The sequence below is a fragment of the Streptomyces sp. CWNU-52B genome, assembly GCF_047444975.1.
GTDB lineage: Bacteria > Actinomycetota > Actinomycetes > Streptomycetales > Streptomycetaceae > Streptomyces.
Genome location: NZ_JBLFJV010000011.1, coordinates 265691 through 292016, shown reverse-complemented (window position 1 = coordinate 292016; position 26326 = coordinate 265691). Strand labels below are relative to the sequence as shown.

The 26326-nt window shown below is 73.4% G+C and carries 14 protein-coding genes; 5 read left to right on the top strand and 9 right to left on the bottom strand.

Going from position 1 to position 26326, the window contains the following annotated elements:
* Positions 1 to 195: 195 nt before the first annotated feature.
* Both ACLVWQ_RS14370 and ACLVWQ_RS14365 read left to right on the top strand, forming a co-directional pair.
* Positions 196 to 1050 (top strand): DeoR/GlpR family DNA-binding transcription regulator, encoded by an 855-nt coding sequence (locus tag ACLVWQ_RS14370; protein ID WP_414108961.1) that lies wholly within the window; start codon positions 196 to 198, stop codon positions 1048 to 1050.
* Positions 1051 to 1241: 191 nt separating this feature from the next.
* Positions 1242 to 1724, top strand: a complete 483-nt coding sequence (locus tag ACLVWQ_RS14365) for an SRPBCC family protein (protein WP_414108959.1) — start codon at positions 1242 to 1244, stop codon at positions 1722 to 1724.
* 25 nt (positions 1725 to 1749) lie between these two features.
* On the opposite strand, the gene ACLVWQ_RS14360 is transcribed toward ACLVWQ_RS14365, so the two are convergent.
* Positions 1750 to 2883 carry a PLP-dependent cysteine synthase family protein gene (locus ACLVWQ_RS14360; RefSeq protein WP_414108958.1) on the bottom strand — a complete coding sequence of 378 codons (1134 nt, stop codon included), beginning with the start codon at positions 2881 to 2883 and terminating at the stop codon, positions 1750 to 1752.
* 387 nt (positions 2884 to 3270) lie between these two features.
* Here ACLVWQ_RS14360 and ACLVWQ_RS14355 point away from each other — a divergent pair, with 387 nt between their 5' ends.
* Entirely contained in the window at positions 3271 to 3594 is a 324-nt protein-coding gene (locus tag ACLVWQ_RS14355) for a hypothetical protein (RefSeq protein WP_414108957.1), read from the top strand.
* Positions 3595 to 3817: 223 nt separating this feature from the next.
* Entirely contained in the window at positions 3818 to 4354 is a 537-nt protein-coding gene (locus ACLVWQ_RS14350; RefSeq protein WP_414108956.1) for an ATP-binding protein, read from the top strand.
* A gap of 348 nt (positions 4355 to 4702) precedes the next feature.
* Here the strand turns inward: ACLVWQ_RS14350 and ACLVWQ_RS14345 are convergent, their stop codons facing one another.
* The 5 genes from ACLVWQ_RS14345 to ACLVWQ_RS14325 form a co-directional block, all read right to left on the bottom strand.
* On the bottom strand, positions 4703 to 7264 hold the full coding sequence (locus ACLVWQ_RS14345; RefSeq protein ID WP_414108954.1) for an FtsX-like permease family protein: 2562 nt from the start codon (positions 7262 to 7264) through the stop codon (positions 4703 to 4705).
* Positions 7261 to 8037: an ABC transporter ATP-binding protein gene (locus ACLVWQ_RS14340; RefSeq protein ID WP_414108953.1), complete on the bottom strand. Its 777-nt coding sequence runs from the start codon at positions 8035 to 8037 to the stop codon at positions 7261 to 7263. Before ACLVWQ_RS14340 ends, ACLVWQ_RS14345 begins: the two co-directional genes overlap by 4 nt.
* Positions 8034 to 8351 carry an SHOCT domain-containing protein gene (locus ACLVWQ_RS14335; protein WP_414108952.1) on the bottom strand — a complete coding sequence of 106 codons (318 nt, stop codon included), beginning with the start codon at positions 8349 to 8351 and terminating at the stop codon, positions 8034 to 8036. Before ACLVWQ_RS14335 ends, ACLVWQ_RS14340 begins: the two co-directional genes overlap by 4 nt.
* Positions 8352 to 8534: 183 nt before the next feature.
* Positions 8535 to 9776 (bottom strand): ROK family protein, encoded by a 1242-nt coding sequence (locus tag ACLVWQ_RS14330; protein WP_414108951.1) that lies wholly within the window; start codon positions 9774 to 9776, stop codon positions 8535 to 8537.
* Positions 9777 to 9815: 39 nt separating this feature from the next.
* Positions 9816 to 10505, bottom strand: a complete 690-nt coding sequence (locus ACLVWQ_RS14325) for an alpha-ketoglutarate-dependent dioxygenase AlkB family protein (protein ID WP_414108950.1) — start codon at positions 10503 to 10505, stop codon at positions 9816 to 9818.
* Positions 10506 to 10625: 120 nt separating this feature from the next.
* Between ACLVWQ_RS14325 and ACLVWQ_RS14320 the strand changes: the two genes are divergently transcribed.
* Complete coding sequence (locus tag ACLVWQ_RS14320; RefSeq protein WP_414109066.1) at positions 10626 to 11807, top strand: methyltransferase; 1182 nt, start codon at positions 10626 to 10628, stop codon at positions 11805 to 11807.
* A gap of 83 nt (positions 11808 to 11890) precedes the next feature.
* On the opposite strand, the gene ACLVWQ_RS14315 is transcribed toward ACLVWQ_RS14320, so the two are convergent.
* The 3 genes from ACLVWQ_RS14315 to ACLVWQ_RS14305 are packed head-to-tail and all read right to left on the bottom strand — an operon-like array spanning position 11891 to position 26226.
* A complete protein-coding gene (locus tag ACLVWQ_RS14315) occupies positions 11891 to 12763 on the bottom strand; it encodes a TauD/TfdA dioxygenase family protein (RefSeq protein WP_414108949.1) in 873 nt (290 codons plus the stop codon).
* Positions 12764 to 12787: 24 nt separating this feature from the next.
* On the bottom strand, positions 12788 to 22207 hold the full coding sequence (locus ACLVWQ_RS14310) for an amino acid adenylation domain-containing protein (RefSeq protein WP_414108948.1): 9420 nt from the start codon (positions 22205 to 22207) through the stop codon (positions 12788 to 12790).
* Positions 22204 to 26226 (bottom strand): non-ribosomal peptide synthetase, encoded by a 4023-nt coding sequence (locus ACLVWQ_RS14305; protein ID WP_414108947.1) that lies wholly within the window; start codon positions 26224 to 26226, stop codon positions 22204 to 22206. Before ACLVWQ_RS14305 ends, ACLVWQ_RS14310 begins: the two co-directional genes overlap by 4 nt.
* Positions 26227 to 26326: the final 100 nt, after the last annotated feature.

Genomic DNA, 26326 nt, shown 5'->3' with positions numbered 1-26326 from the left:
TCTCCCCGATCCGTGTGACAGTGCCGGACACCGGATGGCAGCGTGACGTGTGCGCACCGCCACGGGCAGTGGCGCGACCTGCGGCGACCCGTGCGAGGATGGGTCGTCCCGTGGTCCGGAGGTAGGAGAACGTCCTTGTCAAAAGGGGTGCGGGCACATGTCGAACAGGTCGAGGCGAAGGGAACCGGAGCGGACGTGAGCGAGAATCAGAACCTCCTCGCGGAGCAGCGGCGCGCCCTGATCCTGGACGAGGTCCGCCGCCGCGGCGGCGTCCGCGTCAACGAACTCACCAGGAAACTCGGTGTGTCCGACATGACGGTCCGGCGCGACCTGGACGCGCTCGCCCGCCAGGGTGTCGTGGAGAAGGTGCACGGCGGCGCCGTCCCGGTGGTCGAGGCGAGTACGCACGAGCCGGGTTTCGAGGCCAAGTCGGGTCTGGAGCTCACCGCCAAGGAGGACATCGCGCGGGCGGCCGCGACGCTGGTGGCCCCGGGCACGGCGATCGCCCTGTCCGGCGGTACGACGACCTACGCGCTCGCCCACCGGCTCCTCGACGTGCCGGACCTGACCGTGGTGACCAACTCGGTGCGGGTGGCCGACGTCTTCCACGCGGCGCAGCGCACGTCGGGGCAGCGGCAGGGCGCGGCGACGGTCGTCCTGACCGGCGGGGTGCGCACTCCGTCCGACTCGCTGGTGGGTCCCGTCGCGGACCAGGCGATCGAGGCGCTCCACTTCGACCTGCTCTTCCTCGGGGTGCACGGCATATCGGTGGAGGCGGGTCTGTCGACGCCGAACCTGGCGGAGGCGGAGACGAACCGGCGTCTCGTGCAGTCCGCGCGGCGCGTCGTCGTGGTCGCGGACCACACCAAGTGGGGCACCGTGGGACTGAGTTCGTTCGCCGCGCTGGAGCAGGTCGACACCCTGGTGACGGACGGCGGGCTGCCCGCCGAGGCTCGCACGGAGGTCTCCGAGCACCTGCGTCGCCTGGTGGTGGCGGGCGAACCCGAGATCGAGGACACGGCGGACGCGGCGGACGCCACGGACGGCTGACGACGGCGGATCGGGGCGGCACTTGGCGGTACAGACATCTGACGTACCGCCAGCTATGGTGACGGTGCCTCGCTGGCCGCCGTGCCGCGGGGCCGCGTCGCGGACTGCTCCGGTGAGCACCCCGCCTTGCCAGCGCTTGTCTTGTCAGCGCCCGTCTTGTCCTTGTCCGTACCCGCGAGGGGGTTGCGCGCATGGCTCACCGACTGCGCCCTGTGGACCTCGACTTCGTCGAGACCGCTCCTGTGCGTCTGGTGTTCGCGAGAGAGCTGACCGCGTCCCCCGAAGCCGTCTACCGCGCGCTGGCCGAGGACGTGGACGGCTGGCCGCAGTGGTTCCCAGCCGTGTCGTCGGCACGCTCGACCGACGGCGGCTCCGGGCGGCGGATCCGGCTCAAGGGCGGCACCCGGTTCGAGGAGACGGTCGTCGCGGCCGAGCCGAACGAGGTGTACGCGTATCGCGTCGACGTGACGAACGCTCCCGGCCTGCGCGCCCTCGTCGAGGAGTGGCGGCTCGCGCCGGACGGCTCCGGTACGCGGGTGCGGTGGACCTGGGCCGCCGACGGCACGGCCGCGTTCCGTCTCGGGCTGCGGCTGGGCCGCTCGGGCCTGGGCCGGGCGTTCCGCGACGCGGTGACGCGGCTGGACCGGAGACTGGCCTCGACGGCCGCGCCCTGACCCGTGGGCCCGGTGGTCCCGGCGCTCAGGCCGGCCAGACCCCGGTGGCCAGCAGCGAGTCGATCGTGGCCGCGTACGGCGCGATGTCCAGCCCCTGGCCGGCCAGCCAGTCGTCCGAGTAGTACTTGTCCAGGTAGCGGTCCCCGGGATCGCACAGCAGCGTCACCACGCTCCCGGTACGCCCCGCCGCCGCCATCTCGGCGACGATCCGCAGCGCGCTCCACAGGCCCGTGCCGGTCGAGCCGCCCGCCTTGCGCCCGATGGCCCGTTCCAGCGCCCGCACGGCCGCCACGCTCGCCGCGTCCGGCACCTTCATCATCCGGTCGACGGCTCCCGGCACGAAGCTGGGCTCCATGCGCGGCCGGCCGATGCCCTCGATGCGCGAGCCGCAGTCGGTGGTGACCTGCGTGTCGCCCGTGGTCCAGCCCTCGAAGAAACAGGAGTTCTCCGGATCGGCCACACAGATACGGGTGTTGAACTGCATGTAGTGCACGTAGCGGGCGATGGTCGCCGAGGTGCCGCCGGTCCCCGCGGTGGCCACGATCCAGGTGGGCTCGGGGTAGCGCTCCAACTCCAGCTGGCGGTAGATCGATTCGGCGATGTTGTTGTTGCCGCGCCAGTCCGTGGCCCGCTCGGCATAGGTGAACTGGTCCATGAAGTGACCGCCGGACTCGGCCGCGAGGGCCGCCGACTCCTCGTACATCGTCCGGGGGTCGTCGACGAAGTGGCACTGTCCGCCGTGGAATTCGATCAGACGGCACTTCTCGGGGCTCGTGGTGCGGGGCATGACGGCGATGAACGGCACACCGATCAGGCTCGCGAAGTACGCCTCGGAGACGGCCGTCGAGCCGCTGGACGCCTCGATGACGGGGCGGCCCTGCCGGATCCAGCCGTTGCACAGGCCGTAGAGGAAGAGGGAGCGGGCCAGCCGGTGCTTGAGACTGCCGGTGGGGTGGGTGGACTCGTCCTTGAGATACAGGTCGATGCCCCAGCGCTCGGGCAGCGGGAAGCGCAGCAGATGCGTGTCGGCCGATCTGTTGGCGTCGGCCTGGACCTTCCGTACGGCTTCTTTGAGCCAGTGCCGGTACTCCGCGTCGCTGTGGTCGACATCGAGTGTGGCCGTCGGCTCATGGGGGCGGGCCTGCTGCGGGGTGGTCACGGCGGGGCTCCTTCGGGTTGCGCCGACGCCGGGTCACGTGGTCGGACGCCTCGATCATAGGCACCTTCCGTACCGTTCCCACCTGCATAAACACTCCTTTGAGCAACCCAAAGAGAACCACTGGTACCGCCGGTCGCACGGCGGCCAGGGGGCGCATTCACGCGAGTGCGCCGAAGGGCATGTGCCGCGCCGCGATGCGCACTGGTGCTCGATGCCTGACGCAGGCAGACTGCTCGCAGGGGACGCCGGAGCCGGGCCGGACGGGACGCAACCCGGGGCGAGACCCTGGACGGGACCACGGACGGATACTGGAACCGGGATCCGCGCAGGATCCCCGACGAGGCTCGACCGAAACGCACGACCGAAGCGCACAAGGGGGCGGGGCACATGGCGGAGCCGGAGTTCACAGCCACAGGCGTGCGGATCGGCAAGAGGCTGCGTTCGCTCACCCGGGCCGGGCAGGTCCGGATCAGCGACGGCAGGCTGGAGTTGCTCACCAGTTACGGCAGCGAGATCGACAGCGCGCCGGTGCAGGCGGTCCGGGCGTCGAAGCCCTGGTTCGCCCCCGAGGACCGGGCGTTGGCCGACGTCAACGGCACCCGCTATCTGCTCACCCTGGGCGACCACGACCCGGCCCCCGGCGAACCCGGCCCGCCGGCCGCCCGCCGGTTCATCGAGGCCGTGCGCAACGCTGCGGGGCGCAGGCACTGAGACCCGCCCGAGCCGCCGTGCGCCCCGCGGCCGCGGCCGAGATCTCCGCGAGTTGCGGGGGCGCGCCTCCTGAGCCACGCTGTTGTCACGTCACTCTGGGTTTACCGGCGACAACGCTGCGAACCAGCCCGCCGGCCACCGACAGCAGGCGGTCGGCGCGCGCAGGCAGCCCGCTGGATCCGCACTCGTCTTCTTCCGGACCTCAATTCGGGGAGTCGCAGCCGTGATCAGCCAGCCAAGCAGGCATTGCACGGTGGAGCTCCAGGCTCTGCCGTCGCGGATCGGCCAGGTCCGCAGAATCGTATCTGCGCAATTGCGCTACTGGCATCTGGATCCGTTGATCGACCGGGCCGCGCTCGGTGTGACCGAGCTCTTGACCAACGTGCACCTGCACGCCCGGCCCGACAAGCTGTGCACCGTCGAGATCGAGCTGCTGCTCGACCAGCTCACGGTCTCGGTGCACGACCGCGACCCCCACCTCCCCGAGGTGCGGGACGCCAACTCCTTGGCGACCTGCGGACGAGGCCTCTCGATGGTCGCCGCGGTGAGCGAGAGCTGGGGTGTGCGGCCGAACGGGGAGTCGGGCAAGGTCGTGTGGTTCACCCTGACGGCCCCTTCCGCCGCCACGCCGGAGCTGCCGTTGTGCCCGCCGTACGCCGCGGCCGCCGAATCGCCCTCCCGCAGTTTCGCGGAGGTGGAGCACGCCGCCGGCGCGCTCCAGGGCGGACACGCTCCCGCCCGGTCGGCCGTTGCCGGCTGACCGGGCGGTGACAGTGTCCTCCGCGGCGCGGCGGTCGGTCGCGGCCGTGGGTGGGCGGGGCTCCGCGCTGTTCTCGCCCCCGCCGCCCCTGCCCGTCCCGGCCTCGGGGGCTCCGCCCCCCGAACCCCCGGTCCGCGAACGCCTGGCGGGCTGAAGGAATGGCGCCGGCCGGGGCCGGCACCCCGGTCCGTCCGGCGTTCGAGGACGAGGCCGTTCAGGCCGATGCCGGGGTCTGGGAGCGGAGTCCCCAGGGGCGGGGACCCACGGGCGGGGCCCCCGGGCAGGGATCCACGGTCCTCGAACGTCGGACGGTCCGGGTGTCCCGGTCCGCCCGGCGCCTGAGGGTGTTCACTCCGTGGCGATCGCCCGCAGCACGTCGAGCCGGGAGGCACGCCGGGCCGGGCGCCAGCCCGCGAAGGCTCCCGCCGCCAGGCCCACCGCGGCGACCACGAGGAGCCGGCCCGGCGGCACCGCGAAGGCGAAGTCGCTGCTCGACGCCCCGTCGGACGCCGCGACGAGCACCCAGCCGAGGAACCCGCCGAGCACCAGTCCGCCCACCGTGCCGAACGCGGCCACCAGCACCGACTCCCAGCGGACCATGGCGCGCAGCTGCGCCCTGGACTGCCCGACGGCCCTCAGCAGGCCCAGTTCGCGGGTGCGTTCGTGGACCGCGAGGGTCAGCGTGTTGGCGATGCCGAGCAGCGCGATGAGCACCGCGAGCGCGAGCAGCGCGTAGACCAGGGTGAGCATCATGTCGATGGCTCCGGCCGCGGACCGCGCGTACTCGTCACAGGTCTGCACCTCGGGATCGCCGTACGCCGCCGCGACCTTCTCGACCGCCGCCTTGCCCTCGGCCGCGCCCACGCCGTCCCGGAAACTCACGGCGACGACCGTGTCGGAGTCCTGGGTGCGGTGCGGGGCCCAGGCCTCGCGGGTGATGACGTAGTCGCCGGCGAGTTCCGAGCGGTCGTAGACCGCGCGGACGGTGAAGGTCTCCTGCTTGCCGTCGGTGAAGGCGAGCCGGGTGGTGTCGCCCGTCCTGAGGCCTTGCTTGTCCGCCTCGTCCTCGGTGACGGCGATGCCGTCCGCGCCGAGGCCGCTCATCGAGCCCCGTACGTCGCCCAGGTCGAAGGTGCGTTGCAGGGCGACCGGGTCCGTGACCGTCAACGCCCTTCCCCTGCCGTCGACTTCGGCCACCCCCCGGCCGAGTCCGACCGCCGTGTCGACCTCGGGCCGTTCGGCGACGGCACCGGCGAGCGCGGGGCTCAGTCCGCTGCCGCCCGCGCCGAACGACGGCGTGCTCACCACGACGTCGCCGGCGAAGGACCGGGACACCGTCTGGTCCATGGTGGCCTTCAGCGAGGCGCCGAAGACCGTGAACAGCGAGACGACGGCGACGCCGATCATCAGGGCACTGGCGGTGGCCGCCGTGCGCTTGGGGCTGCGCAGGGCGTTGCGCCTGGCCAGTCGGCCGGTGACACCGCGCAACCGGTCCAGCGGGCTCCCCAGGACCCGTACGGCGGTGGTGGAGGCGACCGGGCCGAGCACCACGAAGGCCACGAGTGCCAGGAACGCGCCCGCGCCCGCGAGCCACAGGGACGGGCTGACGACGACGCCGGTCAGGGTGAGGGCGATCGCCAGTGCCACGAGTCCACCGCCCACGGCCGCGCGGGTCCGGGAGGCCCCGGAGCGGTCGACGGACGTCTCCCGGAGCGCCGCCAGGGGTGCGGTGCGCCCGGCGCGTACGGCGGGCAGCAGCGCGGAGCCCAGGCAGACCACGACGCCGACCACCAGCGGCAGGACCATGGAGAGCACGCTGACGACCAGGTCGCCCTCGGGGAACGGGAATCCGATCGCCGGGAACAGCGCCTGCAGCCCCGCGGCGATACCGATGCCGCCCGCGAGACCGGCCGCGGAGGCGGCCACGGCGACCACGCTCGCCTCCATGAGGGTCGACGCGGCGACCTGGCGGCGGGAGGCGCCGATGGCGCGCAACAGGGCGTTCTCGCGGGTGCGTTGGGCGACGACGATCGCGAAGGTGTTGTGGATGGAGAAGGTCGCGACCAGCAGTGCCACACCGGAGAACACCAGCAGGAAGGTGGTGAAGAGCGTCAGGAACTGACCGGAGATCGCGTCGGTGTTCTCCTCGGCCAGCTCCTGGCCGGTGATCGCCTCGATCCCCTCGGGCAGTACGGGAGTCAGGGCGTCGACGAGTTCCCGCTGACCGGTGCCGGGCCCGGCCCGCACCAGGATGCTCGCGGCCTCGCCGGGCCTGGCGGTCAGGTACTTCTCGGCGTCGGAGCGGGTCATGCCGGTGAAGGTGACCTGCGCCATGCCGTCCGCGCCGCCGAAGGTCGCCAGACCCACGATCGTCACCTCGACCGGGTCGGGCGTCCGCAGGATCGTCGTGTCGCCGATCCGCAGGTCGCCCTTCTCGGCCGCGCCCCGGTTGACGACGACCTCGCCGGACTTCGCCGGGGCGCGGCCCTCGGCCAGCCGGTAGGCGTTGAGCTCGGGGTCGTCGATCCAGTTGCCCGCGAGGGTGGGCGGGCCCTGGCCGCCGACGGGGTCACCGTTCGCGCCGACCAGCTGGCCCGCGCCCTGGATGTCGGGCGCGGCCGCGGCCACACCCGGGGTCTTCTCGACGGCCGCCACCAGATCGGTGTCGACGGGCTGCCGCACGCCCTGGCTCTCGCCCGGTGTGGTGATGGTGTCGGCGCTGCGGACCACGGCGTCGGTGCCGCTCGTGGCGTTGCCGAACATGGTGTCGAAGCTGGCCCGCAGGGTGTCGCCCATGACGAGCGTGCCCGCCAGGAAGGCGACACCGAGCAGGACCGCCAGGAAGGTCCCCGCGAAGCGCCGCTTGTGGGCCCGCAGGGAGGAGACACTGATCCGTGCCGTGGCGTTCACGACGGGGCCCCCTTGCTGTCGAAGGCCTTCAGCCGGTCCAGGACCCGGTCGGCCGTCGGGGACTCCATGCGGTCCACGAGACGCCCGTCGGCGAGGAAGACGACCTCGTCGGCGTGTGCGGCGGCGACCGGGTCGTGGGTGACCATGACGACGGTGCGGTCCATCTGGTGCACGGCCCGGCCCAGCAGGTTCAGGACCTCCTCGCCGGAGCGCGAGTCGAGGTTGCCGGTGGGTTCGTCGGCGAAGACGACCTCGGGCCGGGCGGCGAACGCCCGTGCCACGGCGACGCGTTGCTGCTGACCTCCGGAGAGCTCGGCCGGCCGGTGGTGCAGCCGGTCGCGCAGGCCGACGATGTCCACGAGGGCGTCGGTCCACTCGCGCGAGGAGCGGTCGCCCCTGCGTCCCCAGAGGTCCATGGGCAGGGTGATGTTCTCCGCGACGGTCAGGGTCGGCACCAGGTTGAAGGCCTGGAAGACGAATCCGACCCGGTCGCGCCGCAGCAGGGTGAGGCGGCGGTCGTCGAGGGTGCTCAGCTCGATGTCGCCGATGAAGGCGGCGCCCGAGGTGAGGGTGTCCAGGCCCGCCGCGCAGTGCATCAGGGTGGACTTGCCGGAACCCGAGGGCCCCATGATCGCGGTGAAGCGTCCGGCCGGGAAGGTGATGCTCACTCCGTCCAGGGCGCGGACGGCGGTGTCGCCGTCGCCGTACACCTTCACGGCCTCGGCGACGCGCGCCGCGGTCCGCGTGGTCCGCGTGGCGGTCGCGGTGTTCATGCCGCACCGCCCTTGCCCGTACGCCCGAAGCGCTCGTCCACGTCCGGGCCGCCGAACTGCTCGTCCAGGACGGACAGCCGGCGCCAGTACTCGTCCTCGTCGATCTCGCCGGAGGCGAAGCGCCGGCCGAGCACCGCGATCGGCGAGTCGCCGGACGGGCGGGTGCGCTGCGGGCCGCGCCAGGGGCCACGGCGGCCGTGCCACACCGTGCGGCGCAGCACGGCCACGGCACCGACCACGACGGCGGCCCAGATCAGCGGGAAGAGAAGGATCCACGGGCCGGGCCCGCCGTCCCAGTTCGCCAGGGTCTGCATCTGAAGTCATCTCCTCGGATGTTCCGGTGATGCTTCGAGACTCGCGCCGCGAGGGGGTCCGGGTCGTCGTACGGCCAGCGGCAGCGCGCGTACCTCCCCGGGAGTAGGAACGCGCGCTTCAGCTGCTCCCCGGCCACGACCGAAGGACGGGAAGGACAGGAAGGACGGGAGCGGGTGCGGGGATCAGGCGCGGGCCAGGGCCGTGATCGGGTCGTCGAGGACCGGCTGCCACGCCAGCTCGGCCGCCCCCACCAGGCTGTTGTGGTCCAGCGTGCAGGCCAGGATGGGGACTCCCCCGCTCTGTCCCCACAGGCTGCGGTCGGCCACGACCGCCCGCAGCCTCTCCGGGTCGGCGTCGAGGAGGCTGCGGTGCAGGCCGCCGAGGATGATGCGGTCCGGGTTGAGGATGTTGACCAGCCCCGCGAGGCCCAGGCCCAGCCGGTCGATCAGTGCCTCGACGGCGGTGCGCACGGTCGGGTCGGCGTACCGGTCGCGGATCAGCTCGTTGGCCTGCTGGAGCAGCGACACCTCGGGGCCGGGGTCGCGGCCGGCCGCCGTGAGGAACGCCAGGGGGTCCGCCTCGACGTCCAGGCAGCCCCGGCTGCCGCAGTGGCAGGGGCGGCCCTCCGGGCTGACCGTGAGGTGGCCGACTTCGAGCGCGAGGCCCGAACTGCCTGTGTGCAGACGCCCGTCGAGCACCAGCGCGCCGCCGACGCCCCGGTGCCCGGTCGCCACGCACAGCAGATCGCGGGCGCCCCGGCCCGCACCGTGCCGGTGCTCGGCGAGCGCGGCGAGGTTGACGTCGTTGGCGGCGAACGCCGGACCGGTGATCCCGGCCGCGCGGACGCACTCCGCGAAGATCTCCCGCACGGGCGCGCCGGCCGGCCAGGCCAGATGGAGCGGGTTGAGCGCGGTGCCCTCGGGTTCGGCGACGGCCGACGGCACGGCGACCCCGGCGCCCACACAGCGGCGCCCGGTCTCCCGGAGCAGTTCGGCGCCCGCCTCGACGACCGAGCCGAGCACCTTCGCCGGGTCGGCGTCCACGGTCTCGCAACCGGGGGCGGTCGCCACGATCCGGCCCCCGAGGCCGACCAGGGCGGCGCGGAAGCCGTCGGCGTGCACCTGGGCGGCCAGGGCGACGGGGCCGTCCTCGGCGACCTCCAGGCGGTGCGAGGGGCGGCCCTGCGAGCCGGCGGCGGCACCCGGGCGGGCGTCGACGCGGATCAGGCCGAGCGCCTCCAGCTCCGCGGCGACCGCGCCCGCCGTGGCGCGGGTGACGCCGAGCTCCGCGGTGAGCACGGCCCGGGTCGGCGCGCGCCCGGTGTGCACGAGTTCCAGCGCGGGCCCGAGCGCACCCCGCCCCCGGTCCAGCCGTGTCCTCGGGCTTCCTTCTCCCACCGCTCCGGGGGCCGCTTCGCCGCTCATGAGGGCGAGTCTCCCATGATCCGGTCGCCCCGTGACCGGTCAGACGTCCGGGAGGCCGCTCACCCGCAGCGTGATGTTCAGACGGCCGGTCAGTCCCAACTCGGGCGGCGCCGTGCCCGCGTGGACGCGCGGCACGCCGTGGTACGCGAGCCGGGACGCGCCGCCGAACACGAACAGGTCGCCGCTGCGCAGTTCCACGTCCGTGTACGGGCGCCCCCTCGACCCGGTGTTGCCGAACCGGAAGACGCAGGTGTCACCGAGGCTCAGCGACACCACCGGGGCGTCCGACTTCTCGTCGCTGTCGCGGTGCATACCCATCCGGGCGTCGGCGTCGTAGAAGTTGACCAGCGCGATGTCGTAGGCCGACGCGACGTCGTACGCGGGTGTTCCTGCCGGAGCCTCCCCGGCCTCCCCTCCGAAGGCGTCCCGTACCGCGCGCCGCCCCAGCTCCCCCAGCCAGGCGGGGAACTCCTTCACGGGTGCCCCGTCCCCGTCGACGGCCGTGGTCGCGTACCCGTACGGATACCAGTGCCGGCCGAGGCAGACCTGCCGGGAGGTCATCGTGCCGCCGCCGGGCGTACGGACCGTGCGCAGCCCCGCGGGCGGGCGGGCCCAGTCGCGGCAGGCCGCCAGGAGGCCGTTCTGGCGCTCGGGCGGCAGCCAGTCCGGCAGGTGCACGGCTCCCGGCGCGACCTGTGTCCGGCTCCTGGGAAACAGTTCGGCGTCCATGCCACCATCCTCGCGCGGCTCGCCCGCGCGGTGCGCCCGCACCCCGGGTGCTCGCGCCGACGTGGGCGCCGGGAGTCCCTGATCTGCGCCTCAGTTAGCCTGGACCCAATGACCGACCGTATGACGACCCCCTCGGCCGAGCTGATGCTGGCGCGCTTCCCCGAGGACTCCCGTGACCAGCTCCGTGCGTGGGATGCCTCCGACGAGTACCTGCTGAAGCATCTCGCGGACAGCGGCCAGGCGCTCGACGGCACGGTCGTCGTGGTCGGGGACCGCTGGGGCGCCCTCACCACGGCCCTCCGGGAGCACGGGCCGGTGCAGATCACCGACTCGTTCCTCACCCGGGAGGCGACCCGGGCGAACCTGGCGCGCAACGGCTCCGACCAGGGATCCGTACGTCTTCTCACCACCCGGGACACGGTGCCCGAGCGGGTCGACGTGCTGCTGGTGCGCGTACCCAAGAGCCTCGCGCTCCTGGAGGACCAGCTGCAGCGTCTGGCGCCCTCCGTGCACGAGGGGACGGTCGTCGTCGGCACGGGGATGGTCAAGGAGATCCACACCTCGACGCTCAAGCTGTTCGAGCGGATCCTGGGACCGACCCGGACGTCGCTGGCCGAGAAGAAGGCCCGGCTCGTCTTCTGCACGCCCAACCCGGGGCTCGTGAGGTCGGCCAACCCCTGGCCGCACAGCTACACCCTGCCGGACGGCGTCGGCCCCGTCTCCGGCCGCACCGTCGTCAACGAGGCAGGTGTCTTCTGCGCCGAGCGCCTGGACATCGGCACCCGGTTCTTCCTCCAGCATCTGCCGTACGGGCACGACGCGGGCCGCGTCGTGGACCTGGGCTGCGGAAACGGCGTGGTCGGCACCGCGGTGGCGCTCGCGCATCCGGCGGCCGAGGTGCTGTTCGTGGACGAGTCGTACCAGGCGGTGGCCTCGGCGGAGGCGACGTACCGGGTGAACACCGACGGCTCGGCGGACCAGGGCGCGGCGGAGTACGGCAAGGCGGAGTTCCGCGTCGACGACGGCCTGAACGGTGTCCCGGACGCGAGCGTCGACCTGGTGCTGAGCAATCCGCCCTTCCACTCGCACCAGGCGACGACCGACGCCACCGCGTGGCGGATGTTCAGCGGGGCGCGTCGCGCGCTGCGGCCGGGCGGCGAGCTGTGGGTGGTCGGCAACCGTCACCTCGGCTACCACGTGAAGCTGCGGCGCCTCTTCGGCAACAGCGAACTGGTGGCGAGCGACGCGAAGTTCGTGGTGCTGAAGGCCGTCAAGCAGTCCGGGGACGGCACGCAGCCCTGAGTCACGGCTGCGGGCCTGTGACCGGTGAGGCGTCGTACACGGGCCCCCGTGGTCCGTGCGCGACGCCTCCCGCGGTGGCGCGGTCAGCCCTTGACGGGGCCGCCGTTGATCGCGACGCGCTGGCCGTAGCGGGCGTAGGGGTAGTAGTCGTAGGTCGCGTGGTGCTGGACGCACCGGTTGTCCCAGAAGACGAGGGTGCCGGGGGTCCAGCGGACGCGGCAGTGCAGGATCGGCCTGCGGGCGACGGTGTCGAAGAGCAGGTCGAGCAGGGCCTGGCTCTCCTGGGCGGAGAGCTGCGGGATGCGGCTGGTGTAGGCCTTGTTGACGTAGAGCAGCTTGCGGTCGGTCTCGGGGTGCCGGGCGACGAGCGGGTGCTCGCTCTTGGGGATCACGTAGTCCGCGGGCGGGGTGTACCCCGCGAGGGCCTGGGCACCGTCGTGCACGGCGGTGAGCGGGTCCAGCAGGGAGCGCATGGCCGGCGAGAGCATGTCGTAGGCCAGGTGCATGTTGGCGAAGAGGGTGTCGCCGCCGCAGCCCGGCTCGGGGATCTCGGTGATGTAGAGCATCGACCCCAGCGACGGTTCGGCGTCGGCGGTGCCGTCGGCGTGCCAGCCGTTGCCCGCCACGTCCGCCGCGGCCGACGTCGTACGGATCTCCAGGATGTACGGATTTCCCTCGGGCGGCGGCGGGTTGACGGGCCGCAGCTCACCGAAGGCGGCGGCGAACCGCGTGTGGTCCTCGACGCTGATCGTCTGGTCGCGGAAGACGAGGACGTGGTGGTCGCGGAACGCGGTGCGTATCTCGTCCAGTTGCTCCGCCGGGATCTGCGTCGACAGGTCGACACCTGAGACCTCCGCGCCCAGCACGGGGGTGATCCGTTCGACCGTGAGCGTGCGGTAGGGGTGCACGGGGCGCGTCGTCACCGCTTCCAGTGCTTCGCGTTCGTATGACTCCATGACGTCCTCCAGAGGGGGGTGGGGTTACAGGCCTCGGTCGAGCGGTACGGCGCCACGGGTGTGCTCCGGGGCCGTCAGCGTGGCTGTGATGGTCTCGGCCACCGTGTGCACATGGGGTGCCGCCACGATGCCGTAGTGGTCGGTGGGCAGGGACCTCCGTACGGCGGAGGGGGGCAGGCAGGCACTCCACTGCCGGTCCGTGTCCTGGGGGTCGCCGGGCGCGGGCATCCCCGCCGTGGGCTGTTCGGCCAGCCACAGGAACGTGGGGGTGAGGGCGAGCGGCCGCACCCGGTGCTCGCCCAGGCTGCGCAGGTTCGCCCGGCAGCAGCGGGCCAGCCGTTCGGCGTACGCCTGCGCGTGTTCCGTCGACAGCGACGAGGCGCCGGTGCCGAGTTCGGCGGCGAACACCTTCTCCAGGTGGGTCTCGTCGTAGGCGGCGACCAGCGCGTCCGCCTCCGGCGGCGGCGGGTCCAGCAGGTGGAGCGCCTCCGGCGGCTGCCCGGCCGCCTCCGCCAGGGCGGCCATCTCCATGGCCACCCGGGCGCCGTAGGACCACCCGGCCAGGTGGAGGCGGTACGCGGAGCCGCCGAAGCGGTCACGGAGTTGCGTGTCGTAGTGCCGGGCACGTTCGGTCAGCGACCACGCGGGGGTCTTCGCGTCGCGCAGTGCCGGGTCGGCGATGAGGCACACGGTCGGCGCGGGCCCGAGGGCCGCCACCAGGGACCGGTAGGCCTGGATGTCTCCGCCCACGGGGTGCACCAGGCACAGGACGGCCGGGCCCGTGCCCTCCTGCCACACGTCGAGGACGACCCGGGAAGCCGTGTCGTCTGCCGCTCCGGCGGTGGGCTCGGCGGAACCGAGGGCCGCCTCGATGTGTTTGAGGATCTCGGTGAGGCCGACCCGGTGGCTGAAGGCGCCCAGGTCGAGTTCGACTCCGTGGTCGTCCTCGATCTGCGCGATCAGGCTGATCAGGGTCAGCGAGTCGGCGCCGAGGTCGTACAGGGAGTCGTCCGGGTCCAGTCGGTCCACGCCCAGCAGGTCCTGGATCACGCGGGCCGTCGCGGCCGCCCGTTCCCCGGCGCTGCCCGGGTCCGGGGAACCGGCCGCGTCGTCCGTGCGGTGCGTGGGACCGGGCCGCGGGGTGGACGGTTCCGCGCGGTCGGCGGCGGCCCGGTCGGCGGTCGGGGCAGCGGCGGCCGAGGGGGCGTAGAAGGCGCGGGAGTCCTCGATGCCGGTGGTGGAGACGAGGAGCTGGGGCAGTCCCAGGGCCAGGGCGTGGGCGAAGACCGCCTGGCCCTCCTCGACCGTCAGACCGACCGCCAGGTGGGCCTGATGGCGGCTGTCCGCGGCCAGGACCCGGGTCGCCATCCCGGTCTCGCGCCAGATGTCCCAGTCGATGCCGATCCGGTGGGTCGTCTCCGTCTCGGTGGCTCGGTGGTGGGCGAAGCCGTCGAGGAGGCTCGCGCCGGCCGCGTAGTCGCTCTGGCCGACGCCGCCGAGCAGGGCGGACATCGAGGAGCAGTACACCGCGATCTGCGGCCGGTAGGTCCCGATCAGGTGCTCCACGACGAGCGCGCCCCTCTCCCGGGCCGTGGCGGCGTCGCGCATCGCGGTGGCGTCGCGTCGTACCAGCAGCGACCCGAACCCGAGGCCGGCCGCGTGGATCACACCGTCGAGGCGCGGTGTGTGCCCGGCGACGGCCGCCGCGACCTCGCGCACGGACATGGCTGCCAGATCCGCCGGGACGAGGCCGACCCGGTCGGCCCAGCGGGTCAGTTCCGCGGGCAGCCGGGGATTCCTCGACAGCAGCAGGACCCGGCCGCCGGTGTGCTCCAGCAGCCAGGCGGCGATGGCGCGGCCGATGCCACCCGTGCCGCCGAGTATCAGGTGGACCGTGTCCTCACCGGACGGCAGGAGGGGCTCCGGGCCGGCCGGCGCCGGTACGGGTGTGGTGCCCGGTCGCCACCAGTGGCCCTGCCGCAGCGCGACCTGGCGGGGCAGAGCCGGGCCGCCGGTACGCCCGGCCCGGCGCGTCCCGGCGGCGACCGAGGCGACGTGTCCGGCCCAGCGGGTGAGGTCGCCGTCGGGGAGGTCCAGCCAGTGGCCGTCCAGGGCGCCCTCCTGGGGGGCGACCTCGACCGGCCCGGCCAGGAGCGCCAGTTCGGGCCTGTCCACCGTCCCGGTCACGGGCCTGGCGCCGTGGGACAGCCACCACACGCGCGGGGAGCCGGACCGTCCGGCCAGTGCCTGGGCCAGTGCCGCCGTGGTGTCCAGGCAGGCGTGGCGGGCGTGTTCCAGCGTCTCGGGACCGACCGGCCCCGTCACGTCCAGGGGCAGCGCGTGCACCCACTCCACGTCGGCCAGGTCCACGGCGCCGTCGGTGCCGCCCCCGGACAGCGCGTCGAGCAGCAGGCGCAGGGACGCCGGGTCGGCCGGGTCGGCGTCGAAGGTGTCGGGTCCTCTGCGGGCGAAGGCGCCGGCCGGGTGCACCCGTACCACCCGTGACGCCATGGCCCGGAACGGCGCGAACGCCGCCTGCGGCGTGCTCCCGGAGGCCACGACGACCACGGCGGACGCGCGGTCGGCCGGTGCGACGGCGTCCGCGGCGGTGCCCTCCGCGGTGGCGCGGCGCAGCCGGACCCAGTGCGGCTGGTGCAGCCAGTCGGCCCGGGGCAGCCGCAGGGGTTCCGCGGCCGGGGCCGGGGCCTTGACCGTACGGTCGAAGTCGTACGCGGCGAGCGCGAAGGACGGGGGCGGGAAGTCCCAGGGTGCCGGGGCGGGGGCCCGCTGCCAGTCGACGGGTCGTCCGGCGGTCCAGTCGGCGGCGATGTCGTGGGCCGTGCGGCCCACGGCGGCGACCGGCGCGGCGTCCGGGTCGGCGGTGCCGTAGGGGACCTCTCCCGCGGCCACGGCGCGCAGCCAGCGCGTGGCGGCGTCGGCGTCATCGAGGGCTGCCGCGGTCCGCAGCCGGCGGGCGGGGCGTCCGGTCTGCAGATGGCGCAGCACGGAGTCGTAGCGCTCGGGCCGCAGCCGGAGGTAGTCGGCGATCCGGGCGGCGTCGGCGGCCAGGGCGTCCGCGCCGGAGGCGGACAGCACCAGGCACTTCGGTACCGTGCCGGTCGCGGCGGGGGCGGCCGCGGTGTCCTGTTCCACGATGACATGGGCGTTGGTGCCGCCGATCCCGAAGCTGCTCACCGCGGCCACCCGGTCGCGTCCCTGGGGCCAGGGCGTGGCCCTGGACGGGACGTGGAAGGGGGTGGGGTCGGGGCCGATCTCCGGGTTGAGGGCACGGAAGTTGATGTTGGGCGGGATGCTCCCGTGGTGTACGGCGAGGACGGCGCGCACGAGGCCCACCACACCGGCGGCCGCTCCCAGGTGGCCCAGCTGGCTCTTGACCGAGCTGAGCGCGCAGCGACCGGACTCGCTCACGTCGAACGCCTGGCGGAGCGCGGCCACTTCGATCGGGTCGCCGAGCCGGGTACCGGTTCCATGGCCTTCCACGTAGCCGAGGTCGGCACCCGTGCGTCCGGCGCGGTCCAGGGCGGTCCTGATCACCTCGCGCTGCCCGGCCAGGGACGGCGCGGTGTAACTCATCTTCGCCGCGCCGTCGTTGTTGACCGCGGAGCCGGTGACGAGCGCGTAGACGGTGTCGCCGTCGCGCCGTGCCTGCCGCAGTGGTTTGAGGACCACGACGCCGACGCCGCTCGCGCCGACCGTCCCGGTCGCGTCGTCGCTGAAGGGCCGGCAGTCACCGTCCGCGGAGAAGATGTGCTGCGGGCGGTAGCGGTAGCCGCCGGTCAGCCCGGGATCGACGAGCACTCCCCCGACGAGCATCACGTCGGCGTCGCCCTGCCGGAGCAGGCCGGCCGCGAGGTGCACGGCGACCAGGGAGCTGGAGCACGCCGTCTGGGCGCTGAAGGCGGGGCCGGTCAGCCCGAGGTGGTAGGCCACCTTGGTGGCCAGGAAGTCCTTCTCGTGGTGCAGGGCCAGCTGGAAGCCGTCGGGCAGCCGGTCGGGGTCCGCCTCGCGCAGCAGGGACTGGAAGTAGGTGTTCTCCCCGGCACCGGCCACCATGCCCACCCGCACGGCCGACGTGTCGGCGACTCCGGCGTGGGCCAGTGCCTGCACGCAGGCCATCAGCAGATGCCGCTGCTGAGGGTCCATCAGGCGCGCTTCCTGGGGGCTGATGCCGAAGTGGCCCGGGTCGAAGTCGAGCATCCCGTCGAGCGTGCTGTGGACGCCGATGACGCCGTCCGGGGCGTCGACGGGGCGGATTCCGGTGCCGCCGGAGACCACCAGGTCCCAGAAGGCCGCCAGGTCGGGGGCGCCGGGCACCCGTACCGCCATGCCGACGACCGCGATCGGCTCGCCGGGGGCCGGGGTCCCCTCGTCCTTCCTGGCCGGTGCGGCGGGTGTCCGGGGGCCGGGGAGCCGGCCGGCGTCGAGGTGGCGGGCCAGGGAGCGGACGGTGACGTGCTCGAACAGGTCCGCGACGCCGAAGCGCAGCCCGAGTGTCGTGGTGCAGCGCAGATGGAAGCGCATGAGCGCGAGGCTGGAGGCACCCGCCTCGAAGAAGGTCTGGTCCGGTCCGATCACCGCCCCGGTGACCTCCTCGAAGGCGGCGGTGAGCTGTTCCTCCTCGGCCGAGAGACCGGTGCGGGCGACGGCCGAACGGCGCAGCTCCTCGCCCGGTGCCCGAAGCGCCGCCTGCCGGTCCAGCTTGCCGCTGGGGGTGCGCGGCAGCGTCCGCAGGCTGCGGAAGCGGTCCACGCGGACGTAGGAGGGCAGCAGGGCGGACAGGTGCGCGGCCAGGTCGTCGGCGGACGGGGATCCGCCACGGATCTCCAGGCAGGCCGTCAGCCGGTCGCCGTCCCGCGCGACGACGGCGTTGGCCACCGCCGGGTGGCGTAGCAGGGCGGCTTCGACGGAGCCGAGTTCCAGCCGGTGTCCGCTCAGTTTGATCTGCTGGTCGTCGCGGCCCGCGTAGTGCAGCAGTCCCTCCTGGTCGAACCACGCCCGGTCGCCGCTGCGGTAGAACAGGCCCGCACCGGGCACCTCGACGAAGCGGGTGTCGTCGAGGGCGGGTTCGTCGAGGTAGCAGCGGGTGGTCATGGTGCCGCCGATCAGCAGCTCACCGGTGCACCGGTCCGGAACCGGGTCGCCCTGGGCGTCCACCACGCGCAGGTCGGCGCCGGCCACCGGGCGTCCGATGGCGGGCCGTTCGGGCCACCGCGCCGGGTCGCCGTCCAGGCACAGGGCGCTGACCACGTGTGTCTCGGTCGGCCCGTAGTGGTTGAACAGGCGGGCGCCGGGCAGTCCCGCGAACCAGCGGCGGACGGTGTCGGTGCACACCAGTTGCTCGCCCGCGGTGACCACCTCGCGCAGCCGGGAGGGGAACCTGCCCAGAGCCACCCCGTACTCGGCGAGCAGTTGCAGGGCCACGTAGGGCATGAAGATCCGCTCGGTCCCTGCGGACTCCAGCCGCGCCAGGAGCGCGGGGGCGTCCTGGCGCCACTCGGGGCGTACGAGCTGGAGGCTGCCGCCGGTGCACAGCGTCCCGAAGATCTCCTGGAACGACACGTCGAACGCCAGCATCGAGAACTGCTGGGTGGCCGCCGGGGCGGTCAGGCCGCCGGGTCCTGACTGCCACCGGATCAGGTCGCACAGCGTGCGGTCGAAGATCTGGACACCCTTGGGGACACCGGTGGAGCCGGAGGTGAACAGGGTGTAGAGGGGGCGGGTGCCGGCGTGCGTGCGCCCGTCGTACGGAGCGCTCGCGCCGTCGCCGGTCTGCGGCGCGCGGTCCGCCGGGGTGACGAGGTGGCGTACGACGCCGTCCGGGAGCAGGGTGTCCAGGGCCGGTTCGCGGTCGGGCGTGACCAGGACGCACAGCGGATCGACCCGTTCCAGGACGCGGCGCAGCGCCTCGACGGGGTAGGCGGGGTCGAGGGGGACGGCGGTGACGTTGAGCCGCGCCAGTGCCAGCAGGGCCACCACGTGCTCGGCGGACGGGTCCAGGTACAGGGCCGCCCGGCAGGGGCTGCCGTCGGCCGGGACCGGGTAGCGGTCGGCCAGTTCCGTGGCGAGGGCCGCGGCGCGGGCGTCGAGCGCCGCGTAGCTCAGGGCGCTCCCGTCCGCGGTGAGCACCGCGGGGGCGTCCGGGGTGCGGGCGACCTGCCGTGCGAAGCCCTCGGCGATCGTGGTGAAGCCCGGTTCCGGGACGGGCCCGCGCCCGTACTCCGGCAGGGACCGCCGGTAGGGCGCGACCAGTTCCCGAGCGGTGGAGCGGCCGCCGGCCGCGAGCGCGTCCACGCCCCGCCGGAACAGCTCGGCCATCGCCTCGACGGCCTCGCCGGTGAACCGGTCCTCGGCGTACTCCCACAGCAGGTCGAGTCCGTCGGGATGCTCGACCACGGAGACCGTCATCGGGCACTTGGCCTCCGGCGCGGCCCACCACAGGGGGCGCTGGACGCAGCCGGGCAGCCGCAGCCCGCCGAAGTCGGTGTTCTCCAGGACGAACAGGAGATCGAACGGGGTGCCGTCGCCGACGGCCTGCCAGCCGGTGAGGACGTCCGCGAGCGCCACGTCCTGGCGGCGCAGCACCTGCCCCGTGCCGGTCTTCGTACGGGCGAGGTGCGCGCGCAGGTCCTCCCCCGGCACGACGGTCACGGGCAGCAGCACGGTGTTCGCCAGCATGCCCACGCTGTCCTCGAACTCGCGTACCGGGCGGTTGGCGACCGGGGCGGCGATGCGCGGGCGGACCAGGCCGCTCACGCCGTACAGGCTCCAGGAGAACACGCTCAGCAGCACCTGGAAGCGGGTCAGCCCGAACTCGGCGCAGAGCTGGTCCACCTGGGCGCGGCGTACGACGTCGAGCGAGGTGTGCAGCAGTCGTGCCCGCGGTGCCGGATCCGCGTCCTGTACGGGCAGCGGTTCCTGGGGCTCCTCCAGTTCCCGGTAGTACGCGAGGAGTTCGTCGCGCTGTGTCCGGTAGGGCGCGCTCTCGAACCAGTCGCTCTGCCAGGCGGCGAAGTCCAGCGGGGTCGGAACCTGCGCCGGGTTCCGGCCGGTTTCGGCGTCGGTCTCGGTGTCGGCATCGGCGCCGGTCTCGGTGGTGGTGGTCTCGGCGTAGGCGGCGGACAGGTCCCGCAGCAGAATGCTCAGCGACCAGCCGTCGACGGCGATGTGGTGCAGGTGCAGCAGAAGTGTTCCGCCGCCGTCACGGGGCAGCCAGCAGGCCCGGAGCATACGGGGGACGGCGAGGTCGAAGGGCTCGGCGAAGAAGGCGTCGGCGTGGGCGTGCGCTTCCTCCTCGTCCCCTCCGCGCTCCCCCGCCCGCTGGGTGCCGGGCTCGTGCCAGGGGTCGTACGGTTCGCCCACCGTCTGCCGCAGGCCCTGCGGCCCGAGGTCGAAGCCCGTCCGCAGTGCCGCGTGGCGTGCCACCAGGGTCCGCAGCGCCCGCCGGAGCGCGGCGGTGTCCACGGGTCCGTCCACGCGGAAGGCCTGGTTGACGGAGTACGCCAGGGAGCCCGGTGTGCGGCGCTGCAGCAGCCACAGCCGCTGCTGCTCACTGGTGGCCGGTGCCGAGCGCGCGCCCGCGGCCACCGGTGCCGGGCAGGCACTGTCCCCGCCGGGGCCGGCCGTGGTGACGGCCCGAGCGATGGTGGCCAGGTCTGCGTGGAGGACGTCCGCCTGGGCCAGGTCGCGGCCCCACCGCTGCCGGACGGCGAAGCAGAACCGCAGCGCCTTCAACGAGTCGCCGCCACTGGCGATCCACCGGTCACCGAGCCCGAGGCCGGTGGTGGCCAGGATCTCCTCGGCCAGCTCGATCACCTCGCGCTCCGTCCGCGTCGCGGCCGGCCCGTCGGAGGCGGCCGGGCGCCAGGGCCGGTCGGCCCGCCGCAGCAGCGCGGCCTGGTCGACCTTGCCGTTGACGTTGAGCGGCAGCTCCTCCACGAGATGGATCTGGTGCGGGCGCATGTACGCGGGCAGGTGGGCCGCGAGGTAGCCGTCGAACTCCTCGTAGGACAGCTCCTGTCGCAGGACGACGAACGCCAGCAGTTCGTTCGGCCCCTCCTGGTCCGCGCGGCGTGTGCACACGTGGGCCCGCCGGACCGCCGGGTGGGCGAGGACGCGCCGTTCCACCTCGCCGGGCTCGATCCGGAAGCCACGGACCTTGACCTGGCGGTCGGTTCGCCCGACGTACTCCACCCGGCCCTGCGCGTCGGCCCGTACGAGGTCACCGGTGCGGTAGTGGCGCACCTCGCCGCCGTCGAGCCAGGCGAGCCGCACGAAGCGCCGCTCGGTCTCCTCGGGCAGGTTGCGGTACCCGGCCGCGAGTCCGGCGCCGCTCAGCAGGAGTTCGGCGACCTCGCCGGGCGCGGCGGTCCTCTCCTGGTCCGGCACGACCAGGACGGCGCCGGTCTGCGGCAGGGGCCGGCCGATCGGCACCACGTCGCCGTCGAAGTCCCGCGGGATCGGATGGCACAGGGCGAAGGTGCTGGACTCCGTCGGCCCGTAGATGTTGAACAGCCGGGTGTCGCTGTCGGCGTTGTCCCGGTACCAGCGGCGCATCACCCGGGAGTTGAGCTGCTCACCGCCCACCAGGACCTGGCCGGCCGCGGCGAAGCAGTCGGGCACGGCCGTGGCCACCGCGTTGAACAGCGCGGTGGTGATGAAGACGGTGTCCACCCGCTCGCGCCGCAGGGCCTCGGCGAGCCGCTCGGGGGTCTGCGCGTCCCGGTCGCCCAGCACCACGCAGCAGCCACCGGTCAGCAGGGGCACCCACACCTCGAAGCTCAGCGCGTCGAACGCCGGGTTCGCCAGCCAGGAGTAGCGCAGACCCGGCTCGACGCGGATGTAGCCGGGGCGTGCCAGCCGCAGGACTCCGGCGTCGCGGACCTCGACGCCCTTGGGCCGGCCGGTCGTTCCCGAGGTGTAGAACAGGAAGGACACCTCGCCCGCGGCGGGCGGCTCCTGCACGGTGGTCCCGGCGTCCGGGAGTCCGGGCAGCAGGGTGTCCACGGCGAGCGGCTTCATGTCCTGCGGGAGCCCGGTGACGCTCTCGGGTCCGGCGTGGACCAGGGCGGCCGCGCCGGAGTCCCGCAGGATGAAGAGGCGGCGTTCGGCGGGGCTCTGGGTGTCGAGCGGCACCACTTTTGCGCCCAGCCGCAGGATGCCCAGCATCACGCAGACCAGCCGCCACGAGCGCGGCAGCGCGACCGCCACGGCCTGCCCGGCGGTCACGCCCCGGCGGTCCAGTGCCTGGGCCACGGCGGCCGCCGCCGCGTTCAGGGTCGCGTAGTCCAGCCGTACGTCGCCGTCGGCGACCGCCTCCGCCCGGGGTGAGCGCAGGGCCTGGCGGTGGATCTCCTGGGCGAGCCCGTCGGGTGCGCCCAGGTCCCCGGCCGGGTCGGCGGGGAAGGTTTCGACGCGCGGTTTCATCGTGCCTCCGACGTACCGGAAAGTGACGTGTGTGCCGTCCCGGCAGCGACCGGGCCGGTACCGGCCGGACCGGTCGTCAGGCCGTCCAGTTCGGCGGCGAGGACGGCCGCGACGCGTGGCAGTTCGTCGCTCTCCAACATGTCCCAGTGCCCACAGGCCACCGGCTCGACCAGGAAGCGGCCCCGCACGCGGCGCTGCCAGAACGCGCGCAGCCGGGCGGCCGCACCGGCGCCGTCGCCGTCCTCGTCCTCGACGGCTGTCGCCTGCATCAGCACGACACGGGCCGGCGATTCGGGTACGACGTAGTCGAGCCCCGTCTCGCGATGATGGTTGTAGACGGTCAGGTAGCGGGCCACCTGGTCGTCGTCGATGCCCGGGTACATGCCGTTGAAGCGCACCAGCTTCTCCCGGAACTCCGCCATGCCGACCGGCGCCGTCGCGGCGCGCCGCTCTCCGTCCTGCGCGCCATGGGTGTCGAGCAGGACCACGCTCACCCTCTCGTGTCCGGCCGCCACCAGCAGGCGGCCCATCTCGTACGCGATCAGACCGCCGTAGGAGAGCCCGCACAGCACCAGTGCCTCGTCCGGGCGGGGCGCGACCAGCCGCAGATACTCCTGGGCCATCGCCTCGACCCCGGGCAGGACGGCTTCGCCGGGGTTGATCCCGGGCGCCTGGAGTCCCACCACGCCGACGTCGTCGGGCAGTGCCGTGGACAGCGGCAGATAGCAGAACGCGGTGCCGCCCGCGGGATGCACGCACACCACGCGCCGACGGCCCGCACCGGCGCGGAACTCCACCAGGCTGCTGAGTTCCGCGGACCGCGCTGCGTCGGCTCCGTTGCCGCGGACCCGTTCGGCGAGCGCCTCGATGGTCGGGTGCAGCATGACGTCCCGGACCGGCAGCGTCACGCCGAGCCGTTCCTGGACGGCGGACGCCATCTTGATCGCCGAGATCGACGTGCCGCCGAGCTCGAAGAAGTTGTCGCCGATTCCGACGTCCGGGTGGAGCAGTACCTGCCGCCAGATCCGGTACAACTCCATCTCGACGTGGTCGCGGGGCGCGGCCGTGTTGACCTGACCCGAGCGGGCTCCCGCCGTGGCGCGCAGCACTTCCGTCCGGTCCACCTTGCCGCTGCGGTTCAGCGGCAGCCGCGGGAACTCGGCCACCACGACGGGGATCATGTAGTCCGGGAGCCGGTCCTGGAGGGCCGCGCGCCACTCGTAGGCGGTCCGGGTGGCTCCGGCGTCGCATCCCACGCCGGCGACCAGGTGGGGGCCGCCCGGCGTGTCGCGGTCGGCCAGCACCACCGCCTCCCGCACACCGGGCACCGCAAGCAGCGCCGCCTCGACCTCGCCGGGTTCGATACGGAAGCCGCGCAGCTTGAGCTGGTCGTCGCGGCGGCCGACGTACTCGGCGTTGCCGTCCGGCAGCCAGCGCGCCAGGTCTCCGGTGCGGTAGACGCGTTCGCCGGGCACGAACGGGTCGGGCACGAACAGCTCGTCGGTGAGGTCGGGCCGGTTCAGATAGCCGCGGGCCAGGCTCGCTCCGCCGACGTACACCTCACCCGGCATCCCCACCGGCACCGGGCGCATGCGGTCGTCGAGCAGGTACAGACGGGTGCCGCGCAGGGGCCGTCCGATGGGGCACGACCGCTCGTACGGCTGCGGGTCGGTGTAGGCGGTGGAGTAGAGCGTCGCCTCGGTCGGGCCGTAGCCGAAGCAGATGCGCAGGCCCGGCAGCAGTTCCCGCATGCGGTGCAGGGTGCTCTCGGGCAGGGACTCCACTCCGGTGAGGAGGTGACGCAGACTCAGCCCGGCCAGTCGCGTGACCGGGTCCTCGCCGATCCACAGGACGTAGGACGGCGGCAGGAACGCCTGGGTGACCTCGTGTTCGCGCAGCCAGCCCATCAGCGCCCCGGGGTCGCCACGGAGTTCGTCGGGAACGAGGTGGAGCACCGCCCCGGTGGTCAGCGGCATGAGGAGTTCGTGCACCGACGCGTCGAAGCCGATGCTCGACCAGGCCGACGACGCCTCACCGGGGGCGTCTGTCATGAGTTCGCGCCAGTGGTCGAAGAGATTGACGACGCTGCCGTGCGTCACCGCCACGCCCTTGGGGCGGCCGGTCGATCCCGAGGTGTAGATGACGTAGGCGAGCCGGGCGGGGTCCGCGTCGACGGCCGGTGCCGCCTCGCGCGTCCCCTCGGCCTCGACCTTCGCCAGGTTCTCCCACAGCTGCCGGTCCTCGCCCTCGGTGTCCGCCCGGTCGGTCAGTACGAGGACCGGTGCGGCGTCGCTCACCATGGCGGTGAGCCGTTCCGCGGGCTGTCCTGGGTCGAAGGGCAGGTAGGCGGCGCCGGCCTTGAGGATGCCGAGCACACCGACGACGAGGTCGGCCGTACGCCCGGCGTGCAGGCCCACCACACGGTCGGGCCCGGCGCCGCGGGCGATCAGCGCGTCGGCGAGCCGGTTGGCCCGGCGGTCCAAGGTCGCGTAGTCCAGTGCCACGTCGTCGGCCACCACCGCCGGCTGCCGCGGCCGTGCGCGCACCTGCGCCGCGAACCGCTCCAGCAGGCCCGCCGGTGCCGGGTCGCCCGGCCGGCCCGCGCTGGGCCCCTCGCTGAAGGTGGCGAGGATTTCCCGCTGCTCGTCCTCGTCCAGCAGCGTCAGGTCGGCGATCTCGGCCTCGGGGCGTTCGGTCATCAGCCGCAGCACGCGGAGGAACTGGCGTACGTACCGCTCGACCGTCGCCCGGTCGAAGAGCGCCACCGCGTAGTCGATCTCCCCGGTGAGCCGACCGCCCTCGTCGGCCAGGGCAAGGACCAGGTCGAACTTCGCGGGGACATGGGCGGCGTCCTCGCGCAACGCGACCTTCAGGTGCGGGAGTTCGAGCTCCCTCCGCATGGAGGGGACCCAGGCGAACATGGTCTGGAACAGTGCCGTGCAGGCAGGGCTTCGTGGCGGGTTGACCACTTCCACGACCCGCTCGAAGGGCAGATCGACGTGTTTGAGGGCCTCGCGGATCCGCTGGTTCACCTGCTTCAGGGCGTCACCGACGCTGCGGGAGCCGGACAGGTCCGCGCGCAGGGCGAGGGTGTTGACGAAGAACCCGATCAGACCCTCGACGTCCCCGCGGCGGCGGTTCGACGTGGGGGCGCCGACAACGATGTCGTCCTGCCCGGAGAGCAAGGACAACAGCACCGACCAGCCGGTCAGAACGGTCGCGTACAGGGAGACGTCGTGGTCCGCGGCGAGGTCGCGCAGAGCCTGCGTCAGGTCCTCGTCCACGGTCACGGGCAGCCGGTCGCCGCGGAAGTCCTGTTCGGGCGGGCGAGGCCGGTCGGTGGGCAGGGAGAGCACGGCCGGGGCGTCGGCGAGCGCGGCGGCCCAGTAGTCGGCGTGCTCGGCGGGCTCCTCCCCCGACATCCAGTCCCACTGCCAGCGGGTGTAGTCGCTGTACTGCCAGGTCAGTTCCGGCAGCGCCGCGTCCTGACCCTGCTGGAGCGCGGTGTACACCTGGCCCAGCTCTCGCAGCAGCAGGGAACGGGACCAGCCGTCGAACACGATGTGATGGGCCGTCAGGATCAGTACGTGGTGGTCCGGTTCAAGTGCCACCAGGCAGCCGCGCGCCATGGACTCCTCGCCCAGCCGGAACGGGGTGCCTTCCACCTCCCGCCGTATCCGCGTGAACCGCTCGGCCGCGTCCGGCAGTCCCGTCAGATCCTCGAAGACCACCGGGAACCCGGTCTCCGGCGGATCGACGACCTGGAGCGCCGACCCGCCGGAGGGCACCAGCCGGGTGCGCAGGCCCTCGTGGCGGACCGAGAGCAGCCGCAGCGACCGGATGAGCAGGTCCCGGTCCAGCTCCCCCCGGATGTCGAAGGGCATCGGCTCGTTGTAGGCGGCGCTGGCGTCTCCGTCCATGCGCGCCATGACCCACAGCCGCTCCTGCGCCAGCGACAGGGGCGCGGGAGGTGTTCCCTCGCCGGAGCGATGGGTGACTGCGATTCGGGGAGAAGACACGGATTACCCTTCACGAGAAGAAAACGTGGCGGAAATCGGATCCTGCGTTTCCGAGGATCAACGGTTCCCGCAATCGTGCGCAGGTATGCCCGGCATGGCC